This window comes from Caulobacter soli, assembly GCF_011045195.1.
Taxonomy (GTDB): domain Bacteria; phylum Pseudomonadota; class Alphaproteobacteria; order Caulobacterales; family Caulobacteraceae; genus Caulobacter; species Caulobacter soli.
The window spans coordinates 399,297-416,787 of sequence record NZ_CP049199.1; the positions used below are offsets into that span (position 1 = coordinate 399,297).

At 67.8% G+C, this 17,491-nt stretch carries 17 protein-coding genes; 9 read left to right on the top strand and 8 right to left on the bottom strand.

Annotation, left to right across the window (positions count from 1 at the left end; all coding sequences use genetic code 11):
* Positions 1–17: 17 nt before the first annotated feature.
* From G3M62_RS01885 to G3M62_RS01905, 5 genes are all read right to left on the bottom strand, one after another.
* A complete protein-coding gene (locus G3M62_RS01885) occupies positions 18–821 on the bottom strand; it encodes an acid phosphatase (protein WP_165184273.1) in 804 nt (267 codons plus the stop codon).
* A gap of 81 nt (positions 822–902) precedes the next feature.
* Entirely contained in the window at positions 903–1,664 is a 762-nt protein-coding gene (locus G3M62_RS01890; protein WP_165184275.1) for an acid phosphatase, read from the bottom strand.
* Between the two features lie 60 nt (positions 1,665–1,724).
* Complete coding sequence (locus G3M62_RS01895) at positions 1,725–2,777, bottom strand: 1,9-bis(guanidino)-5-aza-nonane synthase (RefSeq protein ID WP_165184277.1); 1,053 nt, start codon at positions 2,775–2,777, stop codon at positions 1,725–1,727.
* Positions 2,778–3,070: 293 nt separating this feature from the next.
* Positions 3,071–4,330: a type III PLP-dependent enzyme gene (locus G3M62_RS01900; protein WP_165184278.1), complete on the bottom strand. Its 1,260-nt coding sequence runs from the start codon at positions 4,328–4,330 to the stop codon at positions 3,071–3,073.
* Between the two features lie 266 nt (positions 4,331–4,596).
* Positions 4,597–5,394, bottom strand: a complete 798-nt coding sequence (locus G3M62_RS01905; protein ID WP_165184280.1) for an alpha/beta hydrolase — start codon at positions 5,392–5,394, stop codon at positions 4,597–4,599.
* Between the two features lie 169 nt (positions 5,395–5,563).
* Between G3M62_RS01905 and G3M62_RS01910 the strand changes: the two genes are divergently transcribed.
* From G3M62_RS01910 to G3M62_RS01945, 8 genes are all read left to right on the top strand, one after another.
* On the top strand, positions 5,564–6,004 hold the full coding sequence (locus tag G3M62_RS01910; protein WP_165184282.1) for a MarR family winged helix-turn-helix transcriptional regulator: 441 nt from the start codon (positions 5,564–5,566) through the stop codon (positions 6,002–6,004).
* A 120-nt stretch (positions 6,005–6,124) separates the two neighbouring features.
* Complete coding sequence (gene phnC / locus G3M62_RS01915) at positions 6,125–6,919, top strand: phosphonate ABC transporter ATP-binding protein (protein WP_165184283.1); 795 nt, start codon at positions 6,125–6,127, stop codon at positions 6,917–6,919.
* Positions 6,916–7,941, top strand: a complete 1,026-nt coding sequence (gene phnD, locus G3M62_RS01920) for a phosphate/phosphite/phosphonate ABC transporter substrate-binding protein (RefSeq protein ID WP_165184285.1) — start codon at positions 6,916–6,918, stop codon at positions 7,939–7,941. The genes phnC and phnD overlap by 4 nt, the downstream gene beginning before the upstream one ends.
* Positions 7,942–7,961: 20 nt before the next feature.
* Positions 7,962–8,789: a phosphonate ABC transporter, permease protein PhnE gene (gene phnE / locus G3M62_RS01925; protein ID WP_165184287.1), complete on the top strand. Its 828-nt coding sequence runs from the start codon at positions 7,962–7,964 to the stop codon at positions 8,787–8,789.
* Between the two features lie 163 nt (positions 8,790–8,952).
* Positions 8,953–10,239, top strand: coding sequence for an OprO/OprP family phosphate-selective porin (locus G3M62_RS01930; RefSeq protein ID WP_165184289.1), 1,287 nt, complete (start codon positions 8,953–8,955; stop codon positions 10,237–10,239).
* A 75-nt stretch (positions 10,240–10,314) separates the two neighbouring features.
* Entirely contained in the window at positions 10,315–11,358 is a 1,044-nt protein-coding gene (locus G3M62_RS01935) for a substrate-binding domain-containing protein (RefSeq protein ID WP_165184290.1), read from the top strand.
* 124 nt (positions 11,359–11,482) lie between these two features.
* A complete protein-coding gene (locus G3M62_RS01940) occupies positions 11,483–12,775 on the top strand; it encodes a hemolysin family protein (protein ID WP_165184292.1) in 1,293 nt (430 codons plus the stop codon).
* 7 nt (positions 12,776–12,782) lie between these two features.
* On the top strand, positions 12,783–12,995 hold the full coding sequence (locus G3M62_RS01945; RefSeq protein ID WP_165184293.1) for a hypothetical protein: 213 nt from the start codon (positions 12,783–12,785) through the stop codon (positions 12,993–12,995).
* A gap of 10 nt (positions 12,996–13,005) precedes the next feature.
* Here G3M62_RS01945 and G3M62_RS01950 read toward each other — a convergent pair whose 3' ends face one another.
* Both G3M62_RS01950 and G3M62_RS01955 read right to left on the bottom strand, forming a co-directional pair.
* Positions 13,006–14,115, bottom strand: coding sequence for an aromatic ring-hydroxylating oxygenase subunit alpha (locus G3M62_RS01950; RefSeq protein ID WP_165184295.1), 1,110 nt, complete (start codon positions 14,113–14,115; stop codon positions 13,006–13,008).
* A gap of 93 nt (positions 14,116–14,208) precedes the next feature.
* A complete protein-coding gene (locus tag G3M62_RS01955; protein WP_165184297.1) occupies positions 14,209–15,681 on the bottom strand; it encodes a M20 family peptidase in 1,473 nt (490 codons plus the stop codon).
* A gap of 287 nt (positions 15,682–15,968) precedes the next feature.
* Here G3M62_RS01955 and G3M62_RS01960 point away from each other — a divergent pair, with 287 nt between their 5' ends.
* Positions 15,969–16,934: an NAD-dependent epimerase/dehydratase family protein gene (locus G3M62_RS01960; protein ID WP_165184299.1), complete on the top strand. Its 966-nt coding sequence runs from the start codon at positions 15,969–15,971 to the stop codon at positions 16,932–16,934.
* 5 nt (positions 16,935–16,939) lie between these two features.
* Here G3M62_RS01960 and G3M62_RS01965 read toward each other — a convergent pair whose 3' ends face one another.
* Positions 16,940–17,491: a YMGG-like glycine zipper-containing protein gene (locus G3M62_RS01965; RefSeq protein ID WP_165184300.1), complete on the bottom strand. Its 552-nt coding sequence runs from the start codon at positions 17,489–17,491 to the stop codon at positions 16,940–16,942.

The following is a 17,491-nucleotide window of genomic DNA, read 5'->3' on the forward strand; positions in this document are numbered from 1 at the left end:
TTCCCGCGCAAGCTGGGTCAGTACGGCGTCTGGGCGATCAGCGCCGCCTCGACGTCGCACTGGGCCGGTTTGGCGGCTTTCGCGCGCGCGGCGGCGATCTCGGCCCGCACCGCGTCGAGGTCGTCGCGGAAGGCGTTGGAGCCGTGCAGGGCCGCGACCAGGGCCGAGGCGTTGGTGCGGCCGGCCTCGATGGCGCTGGCGTTGTGCACGCCGCAGACCACGCGGCTTTCCCCGAACGAACGGCCGCGGACCAGGATTTCCGTGGCGTGCTCGGGATCGGCCTCGGCCAGGACCAGTCCGACCGTCCAGCCCCAGGTGGTGTGGCCGGACGGATAGTCGGGGCTGGCGGCCAGGGCGTCGGTCTTGTCGATGCAGATGTCGCCCGCGTCGATCAGGTACGGCCGCTGGCGCCTGTAGAGCTCCTTGGGCTTGTTCACCGCGTCGCCGACGTCGTGGCGCAGCTTCATCAGCAGGGCGACCAGGCGCGGATTGGTCTCCGGCGTCGGCGTGAAGCCCAGGGCGCAGGCGAAGTCGGCGAGAATGGCGCGCTCGTCGTTGTCGGCCTGGGCCAGTTTCCAGCGCGGGCTGTCCTTCAGGGCGCGGGTGGCCAGGAAGGTCTTGCGGTCGGCCTCGTAGCGCGCCTCGCCGGGCTTGGGCGCGGGGGCCAGGACCTTGACGGTGTCCAGCGCGCCCGGCGCCAGATAGCCCTTCTGGCTGGTGGCCAGGCCGGGCATGGAGGTGTCCTGGCGCGCCAGGGCGAGACCGCCCGCGCTACCGATCAGGACAGCCGCGCAGGCGGCGAGGGCGAGCTTGGCGCGCATAGGGGAACTCCGACGGGGATTGGGTCCAAACTGACGCTTCAAGGTGTCGGCATCAAGACAGGCGGTCAGGAAAGGGCGCGGTCAGGAAAGGGGGCGGGCCAGCAGGGCGGCCTCGGCCAGGCACCGGTCGGCGTCGGGGGCCGGCCCCGCCGCGCGGGCGGCGTCGAGTTCGCGGCCGGCCGCGGCCACGTCCGCCGCGAAGGCCGGCGAGGCGCTCAGGGCCTGGACCAGGGCGACGGCGTTGACCCGGCCAGCCTCGACCGACGAGGCGTTGTGCACGCCGCAGATCACCCGGCTTTCGCCATAGGCCCGGGCGCGGGCCAGGATGGCGTCGGACCGTTGCGGCTGGGCCTTGGCCAGGATCAGCCCCACGGTCCAGCCCCAGGTGGCGTGGCCCGAAGGGTAGTCCGAGGTCAGGGCGGTGATCGCGCCGCTGCGGACGCAGATCGGGCCGCCCTGGGTCTGGTAGGGCCGCTTGCGGTCGTAGAGCCGCTTGGGGCCGGTGATCGCCGCCTTGGCGTCCAGGCGGGCCCGGCGCAGCAGCGCCGCCAGTCGGGGCGTGGTCTGGCGCGTGGGCGTGACGCCCAGGGCGCAGCTGAAGGCGGGGACCAAGGAGGCCTTGTCGGCGTCGCGTTGGGCCATGGACCAACGCGCGCCGCCCTTCAGCTTGCGGGTCGCCCGGAAGGTCGCGCGGTCCTGCTCGGCCTCGGCGGAGCCCACGGCGGGCGGCGGCGGCAGAACCTTGCGGCCGTCATAGGCGCCCTTGGCCAGATAGGGCGCCGACGCGCTGGCGCAGCCGACGAGGACCAGGCTCGCCATTCCGACGGTCAGCAGAGCGCGCATGAAAAAGGTCCCCGGAATGGCTTCCGGGGACCCTGCATTTTCAAACCGTCCGTCGCAAGATCACTTGCCGAACAGCTTGTTCCAGCGCGGCTTCTCGCGGCCCTTCCAGGCTTCGCGGTGATAGGCGTCCGAGGCGATCAGCGGCACCACGGTGGTGGCTTCGGCGAACACCATCTGCTCGTAAGTGGTGTTGACCTTGCCCCAGCTCGCGGCCTCCTTCAGCGTCGAGGAGCTGCAGGCGCCGTCGCGCACGTCGGCCACGGTGATCTGGATGGCGTACTTGTGCATGTCGGCCTCGACGCCGAGGATCTCGGCGCAGACCACGGTGTCCTGGGCGAAGTTCTTGGGCACGCCGCCGCCGACCATGAACAGGCCGGTGGTGCCGGCCGCGATCTTGATGTCGGTCAGTTCGCGGAAGTCGGCGACCGCGTCGATCATCAGATAGGGCTGCTTGGCGGCGATGCGTTCCTTCTGGTGCTTGACCAGGCCAAAGCCCGCCGAGCTGTCGACGAAGGCCGGGCAGAAGATCGGCACGCCCTCTTCATAGGCGGTCTGGATCAGCGAGCCGGGCTTCTTGGCGTTGCCTTCGCTGAGCCACTTGCCCATTTCCCAGATGAACTCGCGCGAGGAATAGGCGCGCGGCTCCAGGCGATTGCAGATCTCCAGGATCGTGTGATCGCAGTTCTGGAGCTCTTCCTCGTCGATATAGGTGTCATAGATGCGGTCGATGTAGTTGTCGCGCAGCACGTTGTCGTCGACCGGGCCGGCGGCCTGATAGTGCTTGAAGCCCAGGGCCTCGAAGAAATCCATGTCGACGATGCTGGCGCCGGTGGCGACCACGGCGTCGATCATGCCGTTCTTCACCATGTCGCGGTAGACGTGCATGCAGCCGCCGGCCGAGGTCGAGCCGGCCAGGATCAGCCAGGGCGAGCAGCCCTTGTCGGCCAGGGCCATGTTGAAGATGTCGGCGGCGCGGGCGGTGTCGCGCGAGCTGAACGACATCTTGCGCATGGCGTCGACGATCGGGCGGGCGTCGAAGGACGTGATGTCGATGTGCTCGACGACGTTCTGCAGCAGCTCGGCCTTGGTATTGTTCGGAACGGGAGCGTTCATCGCTTCGGTTTCCCTGACTTTGGACGCCCGTCGTTGAGAGCAGCCATCCACCGGGACGGAGCGACCGGTGGGGGCAGTGAAAAGGCCGCGTCGACCGAGAACGTCCGGCGAGCGGGTGGGGTTCTAGGCTGTTATCGCCAGACCCTCAAACTCCGTTTTTCCGGCGAAGGCCGGGACCCAGATTCATCCAGAGCGGCTCTGGGTTTCATCTGGGCCCCGGCCTTCGCCGGGGAGACGGGTTATAAGGCCTGATCAACTCGGCTCAGGCAGCTTTAGGACAGAACCGCGACGGATCAGCGACGACGGCGCTTCTTGCCGGCCGCGCCCTTGGGACGCGAGAAGCGCACGATCTTGCGTTCCTCGGCCTCGGGCCGCGGGGTCGGGATCGAGCGCTTGGCCAGGCCGTACATCGAGGCCATCGGGGCGTCCTGCAGCTCGGCGATGTCGGTTTCGCCAAAGCCGTTGAAGCGGGTCGACATCGCCACGCCATAGGCGCCCAGCATGCCGATCTCGATATAGTCGCCCTCGTCGACGCTTTCCGGCAGGTAGAACGGGCCGGGCATGTGGTCGACGCTGTCGCAGGTGGGGCCGTAGAAGCGGAAGGGCTTGAGGCCTTCTTCCACGACTTCGCCGTTCTTGCGGAACAGCTTCACCGGGAACGGCCACTTCATGTGGGCCGCGTCGAACAGCGAGCCGTACGAGCCGTCGTTCAGATAGAGCGCGTCGCCCTTCTTCAGCTCGACCTTGACCAGCAGGGACGAAGCCTCGGCCACCAGGGCCCGGCCGGGTTCGCACCACAGCTGGGTGGTCTCGTGGACCATCATGTCCGAGAAGCCCCGGTCGATGGCGGCCAGGTATTCGCTCATGTCGGGCGGGACCATACCCGGATAGATCGACGGGAAGCCGCCGCCGACGTCGACGACATCGGCCAGCACGCCGGCGCGCACCAGGGCGCGGCTGGCCTGGGCCATGGCGGCCTGGTAGGCGGTCGGGCGCATGCACTGGCTGCCGACGTGGAACGACACGCCCATCAGGTCCTGGGTCGAGCGGCGGGCGGCCAGCAGCAGGTCCGGCGCGTTGTGCGGCTCGACGCCGAACTTGCCCGACAGGCTGTAGGCCGCGCCCTCGGCCTGCACGCCCATGCGGACGATCAGGTTCAGGTCCTTGGCCTGGCCGGTGGCGTCCAGGATTTTGGCCAGTTCCTCATGGGTGTCGAACGAGAACGTCCGCACGCCGTGATCGAAATAGGCGGCCGAGATCGCCACGCGGCTTTTGACCGGGTGCATGAAGGCCATGCGCGAGCCGGGAGCGTGCTCGCCCACCAGCTCGATCTCGTTCAGGGACGCGACGTCGAACGACCGCACGCCGGCCTGCGCCAGCTCGCGGATCACCCACGGCGAAGGGTTGGCCTTCACCGCGTAAAAGACATCGCCTTTGAATTCAGCCTGGAACCAGCGCGCCGCTACGGAAACCGCGTCGGGTCGCACAAGTGCGACGGGACGTTCCGGTGACCGCTCACGGACCAGGTCCAGGGGGTTATGGTACGTGTGCAATTCACGTAGACCCCTGCAAAAGTTAAACCCAGGCCGGCGTTAGCAGCGCTTATGAGGACTTCGGGTCCGCCGGAGCGAGCGAAATAGGGGCAATGGGCAGGGATGTAAAGTCCCTATTGGACCGCCCGTTCCAGCCTTGGCTGTCAAGGAGCCGGCAGTTGTTCCGGCCACGGTTTTTTCGAAAGTCGGAGTCCAAAAACGATTGAACCCCGAAGCGCGCCGGCGGGGCGGGCTTCGGGGTCCGGTCGTGGGGGTGAGGCGAGGGCCTATTTGGCTTGGCCGGCGCCCTCGGCGGCGTCTTCGATCAATTTGGCCACGACCGCCGGATTGGAGAGGTAGATCGCGTGGCTGCCGACCGTCTCGACGACGGTGGCGCCGGCCCGCTTGGCCATGGCGCGCTGGGCCGGGGGCGGGATCATGCGGTCGTCGGCCGTCACCAGGTACCAGCTGTGCTTGGTCTTCCAGGCCGGAACGGTGACCTTGCCGCCCACGGCTTCGAGACCCCACGGAACCTGGGCGTCGGCCATGAAGGCGGCCTGGGCGGGCGGCACGTCGGCGGCGAACGCGGCGGCGAACTTGGCGCGGTCCAGCAGCAGGTAGCCGTCCTTGGGCGGCAGGATCGGCGGGGCGACCGCGCCGGGGGGCGGGTTGGCGCTCAGCGACGACACCGACTCCCCGGTGTCCGGCGCGAAGGCGGCGACATAGACCAGGCCCGCGACCTTGGGGTCCGTGCCGGATTCCGAGATCACCACGCCGCCGTAGGAGTGGCCGACCAGGATCACCGGGCCGCTGGCGGCGGCGATCGCGCTCTTGGTGATGGCCACGTCGCCGGCCAGGCTCGTGGTGGGGTTCTGAACGATGCTGACGGCATAGCCGTCCTTGGTCAGGATCTTGTAGACGCCTTCCCAGCCCGAACCGTCGGCGAAGGCGCCGTGCACCAGCACGATGTTCTTCACGGCCTTGGCGGAGGCGGAGGCGGGAGCGGCCGAGGCCGGGGCGACGGCGAAGCCGGCGGCCAGGGTCAGGGCGGCGGCGGACGCGAGCAGGTTGCGGAACTGGGTCATCTCGGTTCTCCCTTTCATAAAATTGCGATAATCATTATCGCGATAATGAAAGGCTATATCGCCGCCATTCGTCCGTCTAGTCGTTTATTATCGCGATATGCTTTTTTGTGATAAAAAGCGGTTCGGCCCGCGAGTTCGGGCCGCGTGGAGCATGAGAGTAAGGACCGCCATGACCGAAACCCACCTTGTCCCGCTGGACGGTCAGCTGTGCTTTTCGCTGTACGGCGCGTCGATGGCGATCAACCGCGCCTACAAGCCCATGCTCGACGACCTGGGCGTCACCTATCCGCAGTACCTGGTGCTCAGCACCCTGTGGGAGGGCGACGGCCAGACCATCGGCGCCATCGCCGAGCGTCTGTCGCTGGAGCCCTCGACGATCACCCCCCTGGTCAAGCGGCTGGAGCAGGCCGGCTTCGTGGATCGTCAGCGCAATCCCAAGGACGAGCGCCAGGTGCAGGTGCGGCTGACCGACCAGGGGCGCGACCTGCGCGTCCAGACCGCCTGCCTGACCGACACCCTGCTGCGGCGCTCGGGCCTGACGGTGGACGCCATCATCGCGCTCAACCAGCAGGTCCAGGCCCTGCGCGACGCGGTCGCCCACGGGGATTGATCGCGGGGACTGATCCGCCTCGATTCCGCGTCGGCCAGTCACAAATCCGTTGCGTCCATGGCCCAAACCGACGAACGCATTTCCCTACGCTGGAAACCTCGTTAAGGATTCGCCCCGACCATGACGTCGGACCCTGTTCTCTCGATCCGCGCCGCCTCCAAGACCTTCGGGTCGCGCCGGGCGCTGGACGCCGTTTCGCTCGACGTCGGTCGCGGCGAGATGATCGCGCTCATCGGTCCCTCGGGTTCGGGCAAGTCCACCCTGCTGCGCTCGATCGACGGGCTTCAAACCATCGATGAAGGCGAGGGCGTGATCACCGCCTTCGCCGGCCCGGTCCAGGCCAAGGGCAAGGTCAGCGACCAGGTGCGCAAGGCGCGCATTCGCATCGGCTTCATCGCCCAGCAGTTCAACCTGGTCGGCCGCCTGACCCTGTTCACCAATGTCGCCCTGGGCTCGCTGGGCCGGATCGGCTTCGCGCGGGGCCTGTTCGGCGCCTGGCCGGCCGAGACGAAGGCCGCGGCCATGGCCGCCCTGCACCGCGTCGGCGTGGCCGACTACGCCGCCCAGCGCGCCAACACGCTTTCCGGCGGCCAGCAGCAGCGCGGCGCCATCGCCCGCGCCCTGGTCCAGAGGGCCAAGATCATCCTCGCCGACGAGCCGGTCGCCTCGCTCGACCCCGTGTCGGCGCGCAAGGTCATGGAGATCCTCCGTGATCTGAACAAGACCGATGGCCTCACCGTCGTCGTCACCCTGCACCAGGTCGACTACGCCCTGCGGTATTGCGATCGGGTGGTGGCGCTGAAGGCCGGCAAGAAGGTCTATGACGGCCCGACCAGCGGTCTGGGCCGCGACAAACTCATCGACATCTACGGCCCGGAATTCGAGGACGTATTCTGGGAAGGAGCCCCGCAATGATCAGTCGCCGCCTTACGGTCGCCGTCGCCGGTTTCGCCGCTGTCCTGGCCCTGGCCGGCTGCGGGGAGAAGAAGGCGACCGCGCCGGTCGCCAAGGACACGATCGTGTTCTCGATCCTGTCGACCGAGTCGGCCCAGAACATGGAGAGCTACTGGAAGCCCATCCTGGCCGACATGGAAAAGTCGACCGGCATGAAGGTGAAGCCGTTTTTCTCGTCCAACTATTCGTCGCTGATCGTGGCTATGGGCGCCAAGCAGACCGACGTGGGCTGGTTCTCCAACCAGTCGGGCCTGGAAGCCGTGCGCCGTTCGGGCGGCCAGGTGTTCGCCCGCACCTTCGACCCGTCGGGGACCGACGGCTACAAGTCGGTGATCATCGTTCCGGTCGACAGCAATCTCACCGTTGAAGGGTTGCTCAAGTGCGACAAGACCCTGAACTTCGGGATCGGCGACAAGAAGTCGACCTCGGGCACCCTGGCCCCGATGACCTATCTGTTCATTCCGGCCAACAAGAAGCCCGAGACCTGCTTCAAGACCGTGCTCAGCGCCAGCCATGACGCCAACCTGTTCGCGGTGGCCAACCACAAGCTGGACGCGTCGACCAACAACTCCACCGCGCTCAGCCTGAACAGGCTGGCCAAGGGCGGGGCCCAGGCCGACAAGGTCAAGGTGATCTGGGAGTCGCCGACCCTGCCGGAAGACCCGATCGTCTGGCGCAAGGACCTGGATCCGGTCGTCAAGGAAAAGGTCCGCCAGTTCTTCCTGACCTACGGCCAGGGCGACACCCCGGTCGCGGCCCAGCAGCGCGCCAACCTCAAGCGCCTGTCGATGGGCGGCTTCAAGGCCGCCGACGACACCCACCTGCTGGTGGTGCGCGAGATGGAGGCCCTGGAGAACGTGGGCCTGGCCCGCGAGTCCGGCGACAAGGCCAAGCTGGCGGAGGCCGAGAAGGCCCTGGCCGGCATCAAGGCCGAGCGCGTGGTCGCCGAGGGCAAGGCCGGCGTCGCCGCGCCCGCCAACTGAACCGAGACGACCGACCCGCCATGAGCGCCCCAGCCAGCGACGTCATTCCGCCGCCCCCCAGCAAGCCGCTCTCCGCGCGCGCCTTCGATCTGCTGCTGTGGGGCGGGGTGATCGCCCTGCTGGTGATCAGCTTCAAGCCGGCCGAGATCGACAAGTTCCCCCAGCTGTTCACCGACGCCAGCAAGATGCAGGGCTTCGCCAGCGGCTTCTTCTCGCCGTTCACCGATCCCAAGGCGTTCATGGCGGCGGACTGGGAGCTGTACATCGGCAAGATGTGGCAGACGATCCAGATGGCGCTGTGGGGCACGGCCCTGGCCATCGTGGTGGCCATCCCGCTGGGCCTGCTGGGCGCGCGCAACATCAGCCCGTGGTGGATCCAGCAGCCGGTGCGCCGCCTGCTGGACCTGATCCGCTCGATCCCCGACCTGGTGGTGGCGCTGATCTTCATCACCGCCGTGGGCCTGGGACCCTTCGCCGGGGTCATGGCCCTGATGTTCAACACCGGCGGGGTGCTGGCCAAGCTGTTCGCCGAGGCGGTCGAGTCGATCGACAAGGGCCCGGTCGAGGGCGTGCGGGCCACCGGCGCGGTCAAGCTGCAGGAGGTGGTCTGGGGTGTGATCCCGCAGGTCGCGCCGCTGTGGACCAGCTACGCCCTGTACCGCTTCGAGTCGTCCAGTCGGTCGGCGACCGTCCTGGGGCTGATCGGCGCCGGGGGCGTGGGCCAGGTGCTGCTCGATTCCATCAACGGCTTCCAATACGACCAGACCGGCTGCATCGTCCTGGTCATCGTCGTGGCGGTTTCACTGATTGATCTGTTGTCTCAAATCATCCGCACACGTCTGCTTTAGGGACTGTCTCTGTGGCCTTCCGGCCACAATTAAGACCTTGAAAAGGCTTGTCATCGTCCTGTCATCAAAGGGTGGCTGAACCGTCACGGGACCCCCGTAAAGCGCTTCATACCTGGTCCGGAACAACGGGCTGGGGGGCAAAGCCTACAAGGGGAATTCTCACATGCGGAACAAGACCTCGCTGGTCTGCGGCGCGGCGCTGGGCGTCATGCTCGCCTGCGGCCTCGGCGTCGCGGCTCACGCGCAAGACAACACCACCGCCTGGAAGGGCGCTCCGCAGTGGAGCAACGACGACGTCTACTTCAAGGTCCGCGGCCGGATCCTGGTCGACGGCGTGTTCCAAGACGTGACGCGTGACGGCACCGCCACCGATTACAAGACCAGCAACATCCGCGGTCGCCAGGTGTTCCTCGGCATCGAAGGCAAGCTGAACAACTACATCGCGTACAAGGCCGAAGGCGGCTGGGTGAACGGCGGCACGCCGACCTGGGACGACGTGGTCATCGAGGTCAAGCCGACCGAAACCACCTCGATCCTGTTCGGTAACATCAAGGCCACCGGCCTGGAAAACCTGACCTCGACCCGCTTCACCACCTTCATGGACCGTGGTCCGTACGGTGACATGGGCGTCGACAGCTACCTGCTGAGCGTCGTCGGCAAGGTCAACGGCCCGAACTGGAGCGTCACCGGCGCCATCCAGGGCGACAGCATCAACAACGCCGACATCAACAACACCTCGGCCACGCTGACCAACAACCAGAACTCCAACGAGCGTCTGGGCTTCACCGGCCGCGTGCACTACGCGCCGATCCTGACCGACTTCGACAAGGTCCACCTGGCCGTGTCGGCGCGCTACCGCAACCACGGCAACGAAGGCGCCTTCAACTATCAAGGCCGCACCGACACCAACTACGGCACCAACGGCCTGTACTACAAGACCGGCGCCATCGGTGACCGCGACACCACGCTGGCCGCCGAAGGCATGTGGATCCACAACAGCCTGTCGGTCCAAGGCGAATACTCGAACATCAAGGTCGAGCGCCTGGCCACCTCGGCGCCGGGTTCGAACCCGGACGTCAAGGTCGGCTACGCCTTCGTCAGCTTCTGGCCGACCGGCGAGCAACGCAACTACGACGCCACGACCGGCGAAGTGAAGCGTCCGAAGATCCTGAACCCGATCACCGCGGGCGGCTTCGGCGGCGTCGAACTGGCGCTGCGCTACGACTACGCCGACCTGACCGAAGCCTACAAGACCGCCTCGACCGTGGCCTCCAAGGCCCTCTCGGCCGACGCCGGCAAGTACACGGCCTGGACCCTGGGCGTGAACTACTACCCGACCGCCTATGTCCGCTTCCAAGCCAACTACACCGACGGCTCGGTTGACCCGGTCGTCGCGCTGCACGGCTCGGACATCAAGCAATTCCAGCTGCGCGCTCAGCTGGACTTCTAAGACCCTCCGGGCCGGCTCCTTCGGGAGCCGGCCCGGTCCTTCTTTCACCGCTCCCAGAGACTCCAGGAGTCCTCCATGAAGAAGCTGCTTTCCTGCGCGGCCGCCGCCGTCGCCCTTTCGGGCCTCGCCGCCGCCCCCGCCCACGCCGCCCGCGACTACGTTTGGGCCGCCGGCTCCTCGACCGTGTTCCCGTTCGCCACCCGCACCGCCGAAAACTTCGCCAAGAAGTCCGGCAAGAAGGCTCCGAAGGTCGAAAGCCTCGGCACCGGCGGCGGCATCAAGCTGTTCTGCTCGGGCGCCGGTGAAGGCTTCCCCGACATCGCCAACGCCTCGCGTCCGATGAAGAAGTCGGAATTCGACGCCTGCGCCGCCAAGGGCGTGAAGGACATCGTCGCCATCAAGATCGGCTTCGACGGCATCGTCGTCGCCACCGACAAGGACGGCGCCGACTACAACTTCAAGACCGAGCACCTGTATCTCGGCCTGGCCAAGCAAGTGCTGAAAGGCGGCCAGTTCGTCGCCAACCCGTACAAGACCTGGGACGAAGTCGGTTCGGGCCTGCCGGGCAACCGCATCAACGTCTACGGCCCGCCGCCCACCTCGGGCACCCGCGACGCCTTCGTGGAACTGGCCATCGAAGCCGGCGCCCGCAAGTTCCCGACCGCCGACGCCCTGCGCTCGGACAACGAAAAGAAGTTCAAGTCGCTGGTCGACCCGCTGCGTAACGACGGCTGGATCGATGCTGGCGAGAACGACAACGCCATCGTCGGCACCCTGACCAAGACCCCCGGCTCGCTGGGCGTCTTCGGCTGGTCCTACCTCGAAGAGAACATGGACAAGATCAAGGGCGCTTCGGTCAACGGCGTGCGTCCCTCGCCGCAGACCATCGCCGACGGTTCGTACCCGCTGTCGCGCACCCTGTTCATCTACGTCAAGAAGGCCAACATCGGCGTGACGCCGGGCCTGGCCGAGTTCGTGTCGGAGTTCACCTCCGACGCCGCGACCGGTCGTGGCGGCTACCTGCAAGGCCGCGGTCTGATCCCGCTGCCCCCCGGCCAGCACGACGCTCAGAAGCAAGTCGCCGCCAACAAGACGGCGATGGCTCGCCCGGCTCAATAAGCCGGCGACGCCCTTCTATTCGGGCTTCAAACAAGACGACGCCGCGGTCCCTGGTGGGCCGCGGCGTTTTCTTTTGTATAGTGGACGCCCGCGCCCGCTTGGGTCGCGCCAACCCTGAAGGGCCATGATCCTCCTCGCGCTCGCCGTCGTCCTGCTCCTCGTTCTCCTGAACGGGGTGTTTTCCATGTCCGAACTGGCGGTGGTTTCCGCCCGCCGCGCCCGGCTCCAGACCTTCGCGGACCGAGGCGACAAGGGCGCCAAGCTGGCCCTGGCCATGGCCGAGCATCCGACGCGCTTCCTGTCGGCCGTGCAGGTGGGCATCACCCTGATCGGCATCCTGGCCGGCGCCTACGGCCAGGCGACGATCGCCGGGGCGCTGGACACCTGGCTGTCGACCAAGCCCGTGGTCGGTCCCCATTCCGAGGCTATCGCCACCACCATCGTCGTCATCGGCTTAACTTACGTGTCGGTGATCCTGGGCGAACTGGTGCCCAAGCGCCTGGCCCTGCTGTTTCCCGATGTCATCGCCCGCCGCATGGCCCCGTTCCTGGCCATCGTCGCCACGGTGCTGCGCCCGTTCGTCACCCTGCTGACCGCCTCGACCGCCGCCATCCTCAAGCTGCTGGGCGTGCGCGACGAGCGGACCAACGACATGACCGCCGAGGAGGTCGAGACCGTCCTGGCCGAGGGCGCCGACGCCGGCCTGATCGAACCCGAGGAGCGGGCGATGATCAACGAGGTGCTGCGCCTGGGCGACCGCCCCGTGCGCGTGGCCATGACCCCGCGTCGCGACCTGTTCTGGATCTCGCTGACCGACAGCCAGGAAGAGATCCTCAAGGAGATCCGCGACTGCCCCTATTCGCGCATCGTGGTGGCCAGCGAAGGCGACCTGGACGGCGACATCGGCGTGATCCTCAAGAAGGACCTGCTGGACGCCTGCCTGGGCGGCGAGACCATCGACATCAAGAGCCACGTCCAGCAGCCGATCGCCATTCCCGAGACCATGTCGCTGCTGCGGGCCATGGCGGTGTTCAAGCAGACGCCGCTGCACATGGCCCTGGTGGTCGACGAGTTCGGCTCGATCCAGGGGGCGATCACCCCACTGGACCTGCTGGAAATGATCGCCGGCGACTTCCCCGAGGACCACGACGAGACCGAGACCCGCATCCTGCGCCGCGAGGACGGCACCTGGCTGGTCGACGCGCGTCTCGACATCCAGGAGCTGAACGACGCCCTGGGCGAGACCTTCCAGGCCGAGGGCGGCTACCACACCGTGGCCGGCCTGATCCTCGACCGCCTGGGCCGCATCCCCCGCGAGGGCGAGATCGTCGAGCTGGGCGGCTTCGACGCCGAGGTCGTCGACATGGATGGCTCGCGGATCGACAAGCTGATCCTGCGGTGCGTGCGCAAGGACTAGGGGCGCTATGACGACGGGTCAAAAGCGCCGTGGTTCAATCCTGCCAAGCGCTGTCGGCGTGCTCGGTGGGTTGGCGTTCGCGGGGTTGGGCTTCATCGGCGCCGACGCGCTGGGTCGAACTCTATCCTGGTTCATGATCGGCGCGGGCTTGCTGGAAGCGCTGGTTTCAGCCCTTCTGCTTGGTGGCGCCTTGAACAACGGGAAGTCCGAAGCGTCCTGAACGCGACGTCCTAGGTCCGCCACCGCAGCGTCGTCTCCTCCACGGGATTGCGGAACGGCCTTCGCTCCCGGCGGCTGGCGGCCCATTCGCGCTTGAGCTGGTGGTACCAGCGGCCCTGCTGGTCGGCGTCGCCCACCCACATCAAAGCGGGGTTGTCGCGCAGGCCTCGGGCCTGGGCCTCGACGATCTTGCCGTCCTGGCGCAGGAAGGCGCGGGCCGCGACCCGGATCATCGGATAGAGGGCCGTGAAGGCCGGATGGTCGGACCAGATGATCTGGTTCATCCGCGTCCTGCCGGCGTTGATCGGGGTCATGGCCGACAGGGCCAGCACCTGCTTGTCGCCCACCCGCACATGCTCCCAGCGCAGGCCCGGCAGGCGGAAGGTGATCTCGGTCTGGGGCTCGCCGCCCAGGATGGCGTAGGCCTTGGAGTTCTTCGACGGCTCATGCCGCGTCATGGTGAAGCCGGCCTCGCACGGGGCGAAGGCCTTGCACTTCTCGTGCTGGCTGGCCCCGGTGCGCCACCACCATTGCTGATGGACGAACGGCCCGTGAGCCGGATCGATCAGGCCCAGAACGGCGTGGTCGATATGGATGTCGTAGTCCAGGTGGTCGATCAGCTTGGGCTTGCCGCCGACCACGCCAGGGATCGTCGGCGGCGGGAAAGGCGGTTGCCCGTCGAAGCGCGGATCGGCCGACATCCAGATCCACACCAGGCCCTGGGTCTCGACCAATGGATATTTCCGTACACGGACCTTTGAGACGTCCAGCGGATTGTCGGCGGTCAGGGACGGGATCTTGGCGCAGCCACCGTCGGTGTGGAACCGCCAGCCGTGATAGGGGCATTCGACGGTTTCGCCGCCGCCCGGTTCGGCGCGGACCTTGCCGGCCGACAGCTTGGCGGCGCGGTGGGGGCAGACGTCGCGCAGGGCGTAGACGGCGCCGGCCCTGGTGCGACCGATCACGACCGGCTCGCCCAGATACTCTCGGCTTTCCATCTTGCCCGGCTTCAGCTCGGGCGACAGGGCCGCCACGTACCAGGCGTCGAGCACGAAGCCCTCGCCGAACTTCACGGCGTTCGAGGCCGGCCGTGCGGCCAGCGCCTGTGCGTCGTCAGCCATGGAAGTCGCCCACCCGCGCCGCGCCCCCGCGCGTCGCCCCGGAAGCGCAATAGCCCGATCGCGCGGCCAGGGTCCCGTGAAGAGTTTGTGTCTCTACTTCGCCGCCGTCTCCACCAGCCGCTGATAGAACCGCACCATGCGTTCGACATTGGCCAGGGTCATGTGCTCGTTGGTGCCGTGGATCATCTCGGTGTCCTTCACCGACAGTTCCAGCGGCTGGAACTTGTAGATGTCGTCGGCGATCGGACCCATGTAGCGGCTGTCGCTGGCGGCGGTCATCAGGGCGGGCGCGACGGGGGCCTTGCTCTCGTCGCCAGCCAGGGCGGCCAGGACCTTCCAGCCGTCCGAGGTGGTCGAGGCCACCTTGCTGGGCTCGTCGGGCGCCTTGGCCCAGGCCAGCTTGACCGGCAGGTCGCCGACCGCGCCCTTGGCCCGCGCCATCACGTCGGCCGAGCTGTCGCCGGGGGCGATGCGATAGTTGATCCAGGCCTCGGCGTCCTGCGGCAGGACGTTCTCCTTGGGCGAGCCTTTCAGCATGGTCGGGGCGATGGTGGTGTGCAGCATGGCCGCGCCCGCCGGGGTCTTGGCGGTCTGGCTGATCAGCAGCGGCGAGAACAGCCAGGTGTTGGCCGCCGCCATCTTGATCGTCGTCGAGCTGTGCGGGGCCAGGGCCTTGAGCATGTCGGCGCCGGGGCCGTCGAATTTCATCGGGAACGGATGGTCGGCGATGGCCAGCACCGCCTTGGCCAGGGTGGCCACGCCCGTCTGGGGCGGCGGGGCCGACGAGTGGCCGCCGACGGCGGGGGCGGTCACCGTCAGGGTGGCGTAGCCCTTCTCGGCCGTGGCGATCAGGGCGACCTTGCCCTTGGTCACCGGATGGTCCTCGACCACCACCATGCCCTCGTCGAGCACGAACTGGGCCTTGACGCCACGCGCCTTCAGCAGGGCCGCGGCGGCCCGCGCGCCGACGCCGCGCACCTCCTCGTCGTGGCCGCTGACCAGGATCACCGTGCGGCGCGGGGTGAAGCCGGCCTTGGCCAGGCCGTCCAGCGCTTCGAAGAGGGTGATCAGGCTGCCCTTGTCGTCGATCGAGCCCCGGCCCCAGACCGCCCCGTCGGCGACGACGCCGTCGAACGGCGGATGGGTCCAGGCGCCTTCGCTGCCCGGCGTGACTGGCACTACGTCCTGGTGGGCCATCAGCACGATCGGAGCCAGGGCCGGGTCGGTTCCCTTCCAGGTGTAGACCAGGGCGTGGCCGGCCACGACCTCGCGGGTCATCACCCGGTGGGCGTCGGGATAGGTGGTCTGCAGCCACGCGTGCAGCCTGTCCCACTCGGCCGGCTGGTCCTCGACGGGGTCCTGGTGGCTGACGGTCTGGAAGCGCACCGCCTCGCCCAGGTGCCGGGCCGCCAGGGCGACGTCGAAGGGCCGGGCCGAGGCCAGGTGGATGCTGGAAATGTCGACCGCCGCCGGGGCCTTGAACGTCGCCGTGCGCACCGCCACCACGGCCCCCACCGCCAGCACCAGGCCCACGGCCGTCAGCGCCGTCTTGCTCTTCCAGCCCATGTCTCACTCCCCGAACGCCTATTGGCCGAACGCTTGTTTGGGCGCGACTGTGCGACGAGTTGGCGGGCGTGCCAATCGTCAAGTTCATCGGATGACGCTGAAGCGTCGGCGTTCCTATTCTCCGTTTTTTCGGCGAAGGCCGGGACCCAGATTCATCCGAGGCGGCTCGTGGGTTTCACCTGGGCCCCGGCCTTCGCCGGGGAGACGGACGAAGGGAGATTTGCCTTGAAGCGCCGCCTCCCGCATAGGCTGGCATGCGCGATTCAGGCGGGAGTTTCGAGAACGGCATGAGCGTCCTGGTCCTCGGAGGGACGGGTTTCATCGGCGGCCCCGTGGTCGCGCGGCTGCTCGCTGACGGGGTCGAGGCGGCGGTGGCGCATCACGGCGCCCGTGCGGTCCCGGCCGGAGCCAGGTCGGTGCTGCTGGATCGCCGCGACCCGGCGGCGGTGCTGGCGGCCGTCCGCGATCTGAAGGCCGACACGGTGATCGACCTGATCGCCTACACCGCCGCCGACACCCTGCCGCTGCTCGACGCTCTGTCCGGCGCGATCGCCCGCTATGTGATGGTCAGCTCGGTCGACGTCTATCGCAACTACGAGGGCCTGCACCGCAAGGGCCGGCCGACGCCGATCTGGGACCGGCTGACCGAGGATGCGCCGCTGCGGGACAGCCGCTTCCCCTACCGCCTGGCCAAGCCCCGTCCGGCCGGCGATCCCCAGGCCTGGATGGACGACTACGACAAGATCCCCCTGGAGGAAGCCGCCCGCGCCGCCACGGGATTCGAGACCACCATCCTGCGCCTGCCGATGGTGTTCGGGCCGGGCGACCGCCAGCGGCGGTTCTCCTGGGCGATCCGGCCGATGGCCCAGGGCCGGCCGCGCTTCGTGATCCCCCATCCGTGGGCCAGCTGGCGGGCGACGTTCGGCTATGTCGACGACGTGGCGGCGGGGATCGCCCTGGCCGCTGTCCATCCCCGGGCGGGCGGCGAGACCTTCAACCTGGGCCGCGCCAACACCCCGACCAACATCGCCTGGGCCGCCTCGTTCGCCGAGCACCTGAACTGGCCCGGCGACGTCCAGCTGGCCCATCCCGACGTGGCGCGCGGCGCCCTGGCCAAGGCGGTCTCGGGCTTGGACCTCGACTACGCGCTGTTCATCGACAACGCCAAGATCCGGCGGCGGCTGGGGTTCGCGGAAGTCACCGATTTCGACGAGGCGCTGGCGCGAACGGTGGCGGACGAGATGGGGCGCTAGGGCGGCTAACCCTGGCTAAGGGCGCTGGCGTCGGCGATCGTCCAATCTCCGCCTTCGGTACGGCAATAAAGTTGCGAGCCCAAATCCGCCTGTTGTTCCGTGCCCAATTCGACCTGGGATTCAGCATAGCGGCAGACCCGGACGGGTCCTATGGACGTGGCGGGCTGCTCCACATCCCGAGATTTCGTGATCAAGGTCACTGGGCCGTCGTGCCCTTCGAAGGTGGCCCGCTGCATGCCGCCGAGGGCCACAGCCTCCTGCTGATGCGCCAGCAAGGCGTCCTTGTCCTTCGCGACCTTCAAGATCACGGCGCAAACCACCCCGCCGGCAGCGGCCCCAATCACGGCGCCTCGTCCTGCATTGCCTCGGCCCGAATTGTTGCCGACCGCAGCGCCCAACAAGGCGCCTATCGCCACGGTGGCGACGCAGCGGCCGATCGCCCTGTCGATCTGACTCTTGGGCACCCTGGGAGCCTTGGCGGCCTGAGCTGGGCTGGCTGCCTGCAGGGACAGAAGCACTACGCAAAAGAACGCGGTCAAGCTTTTCGGCGTGAACAT

Excerpts from the sequence above, each read along its gene's own strand:
- G3M62_RS01885 (WP_165184273.1), bottom strand. The coding sequence starts at position 821 with ATGCGCGCCAAGCTCGCCCTCGCCGCCTGCGCGGCTGTCCTGATCGGT.
- phnD (WP_165184285.1), top strand. The coding sequence starts at position 6,916 with ATGATCAGTCGCCGCCTTACGGTCGCCGTCGCCGGTTTCGCCGCTGTC.
- G3M62_RS01955 (WP_165184297.1), bottom strand. The coding sequence starts at position 15,681 with ATGGGCTGGAAGAGCAAGACGGCGCTGACGGCCGTGGGCCTGGTGCTG.
- G3M62_RS01910 (WP_165184282.1), top strand. The coding sequence starts at position 5,564 with ATGACCGAAACCCACCTTGTCCCGCTGGACGGTCAGCTGTGCTTTTCG.
- G3M62_RS01960 (WP_165184299.1), top strand. The coding sequence starts at position 15,969 with ATGAGCGTCCTGGTCCTCGGAGGGACGGGTTTCATCGGCGGCCCCGTG.
- G3M62_RS01945 (WP_165184293.1), top strand. The coding sequence starts at position 12,783 with ATGACGACGGGTCAAAAGCGCCGTGGTTCAATCCTGCCAAGCGCTGTC.
- phnC (WP_165184283.1), top strand. The coding sequence starts at position 6,125 with ATGACGTCGGACCCTGTTCTCTCGATCCGCGCCGCCTCCAAGACCTTC.
- G3M62_RS01905 (WP_165184280.1), bottom strand. The coding sequence starts at position 5,394 with ATGACCCAGTTCCGCAACCTGCTCGCGTCCGCCGCCGCCCTGACCCTG.
- G3M62_RS01895 (WP_165184277.1), bottom strand. The coding sequence starts at position 2,777 with ATGAACGCTCCCGTTCCGAACAATACCAAGGCCGAGCTGCTGCAGAAC.
- G3M62_RS01940 (WP_165184292.1), top strand. The coding sequence starts at position 11,483 with ATGATCCTCCTCGCGCTCGCCGTCGTCCTGCTCCTCGTTCTCCTGAAC.
- G3M62_RS01965 (WP_165184300.1), bottom strand. The coding sequence starts at position 17,491 with ATGTTCACGCCGAAAAGCTTGACCGCGTTCTTTTGCGTAGTGCTTCTG.
- G3M62_RS01950 (WP_165184295.1), bottom strand. The coding sequence starts at position 14,115 with ATGGCTGACGACGCACAGGCGCTGGCCGCACGGCCGGCCTCGAACGCC.
- G3M62_RS01935 (WP_165184290.1), top strand. The coding sequence starts at position 10,315 with ATGAAGAAGCTGCTTTCCTGCGCGGCCGCCGCCGTCGCCCTTTCGGGC.
- G3M62_RS01890 (WP_165184275.1), bottom strand. The coding sequence starts at position 1,664 with ATGCGCGCTCTGCTGACCGTCGGAATGGCGAGCCTGGTCCTCGTCGGC.
- G3M62_RS01930 (WP_165184289.1), top strand. The coding sequence starts at position 8,953 with ATGCGGAACAAGACCTCGCTGGTCTGCGGCGCGGCGCTGGGCGTCATG.
- phnE (WP_165184287.1), top strand. The coding sequence starts at position 7,962 with ATGAGCGCCCCAGCCAGCGACGTCATTCCGCCGCCCCCCAGCAAGCCG.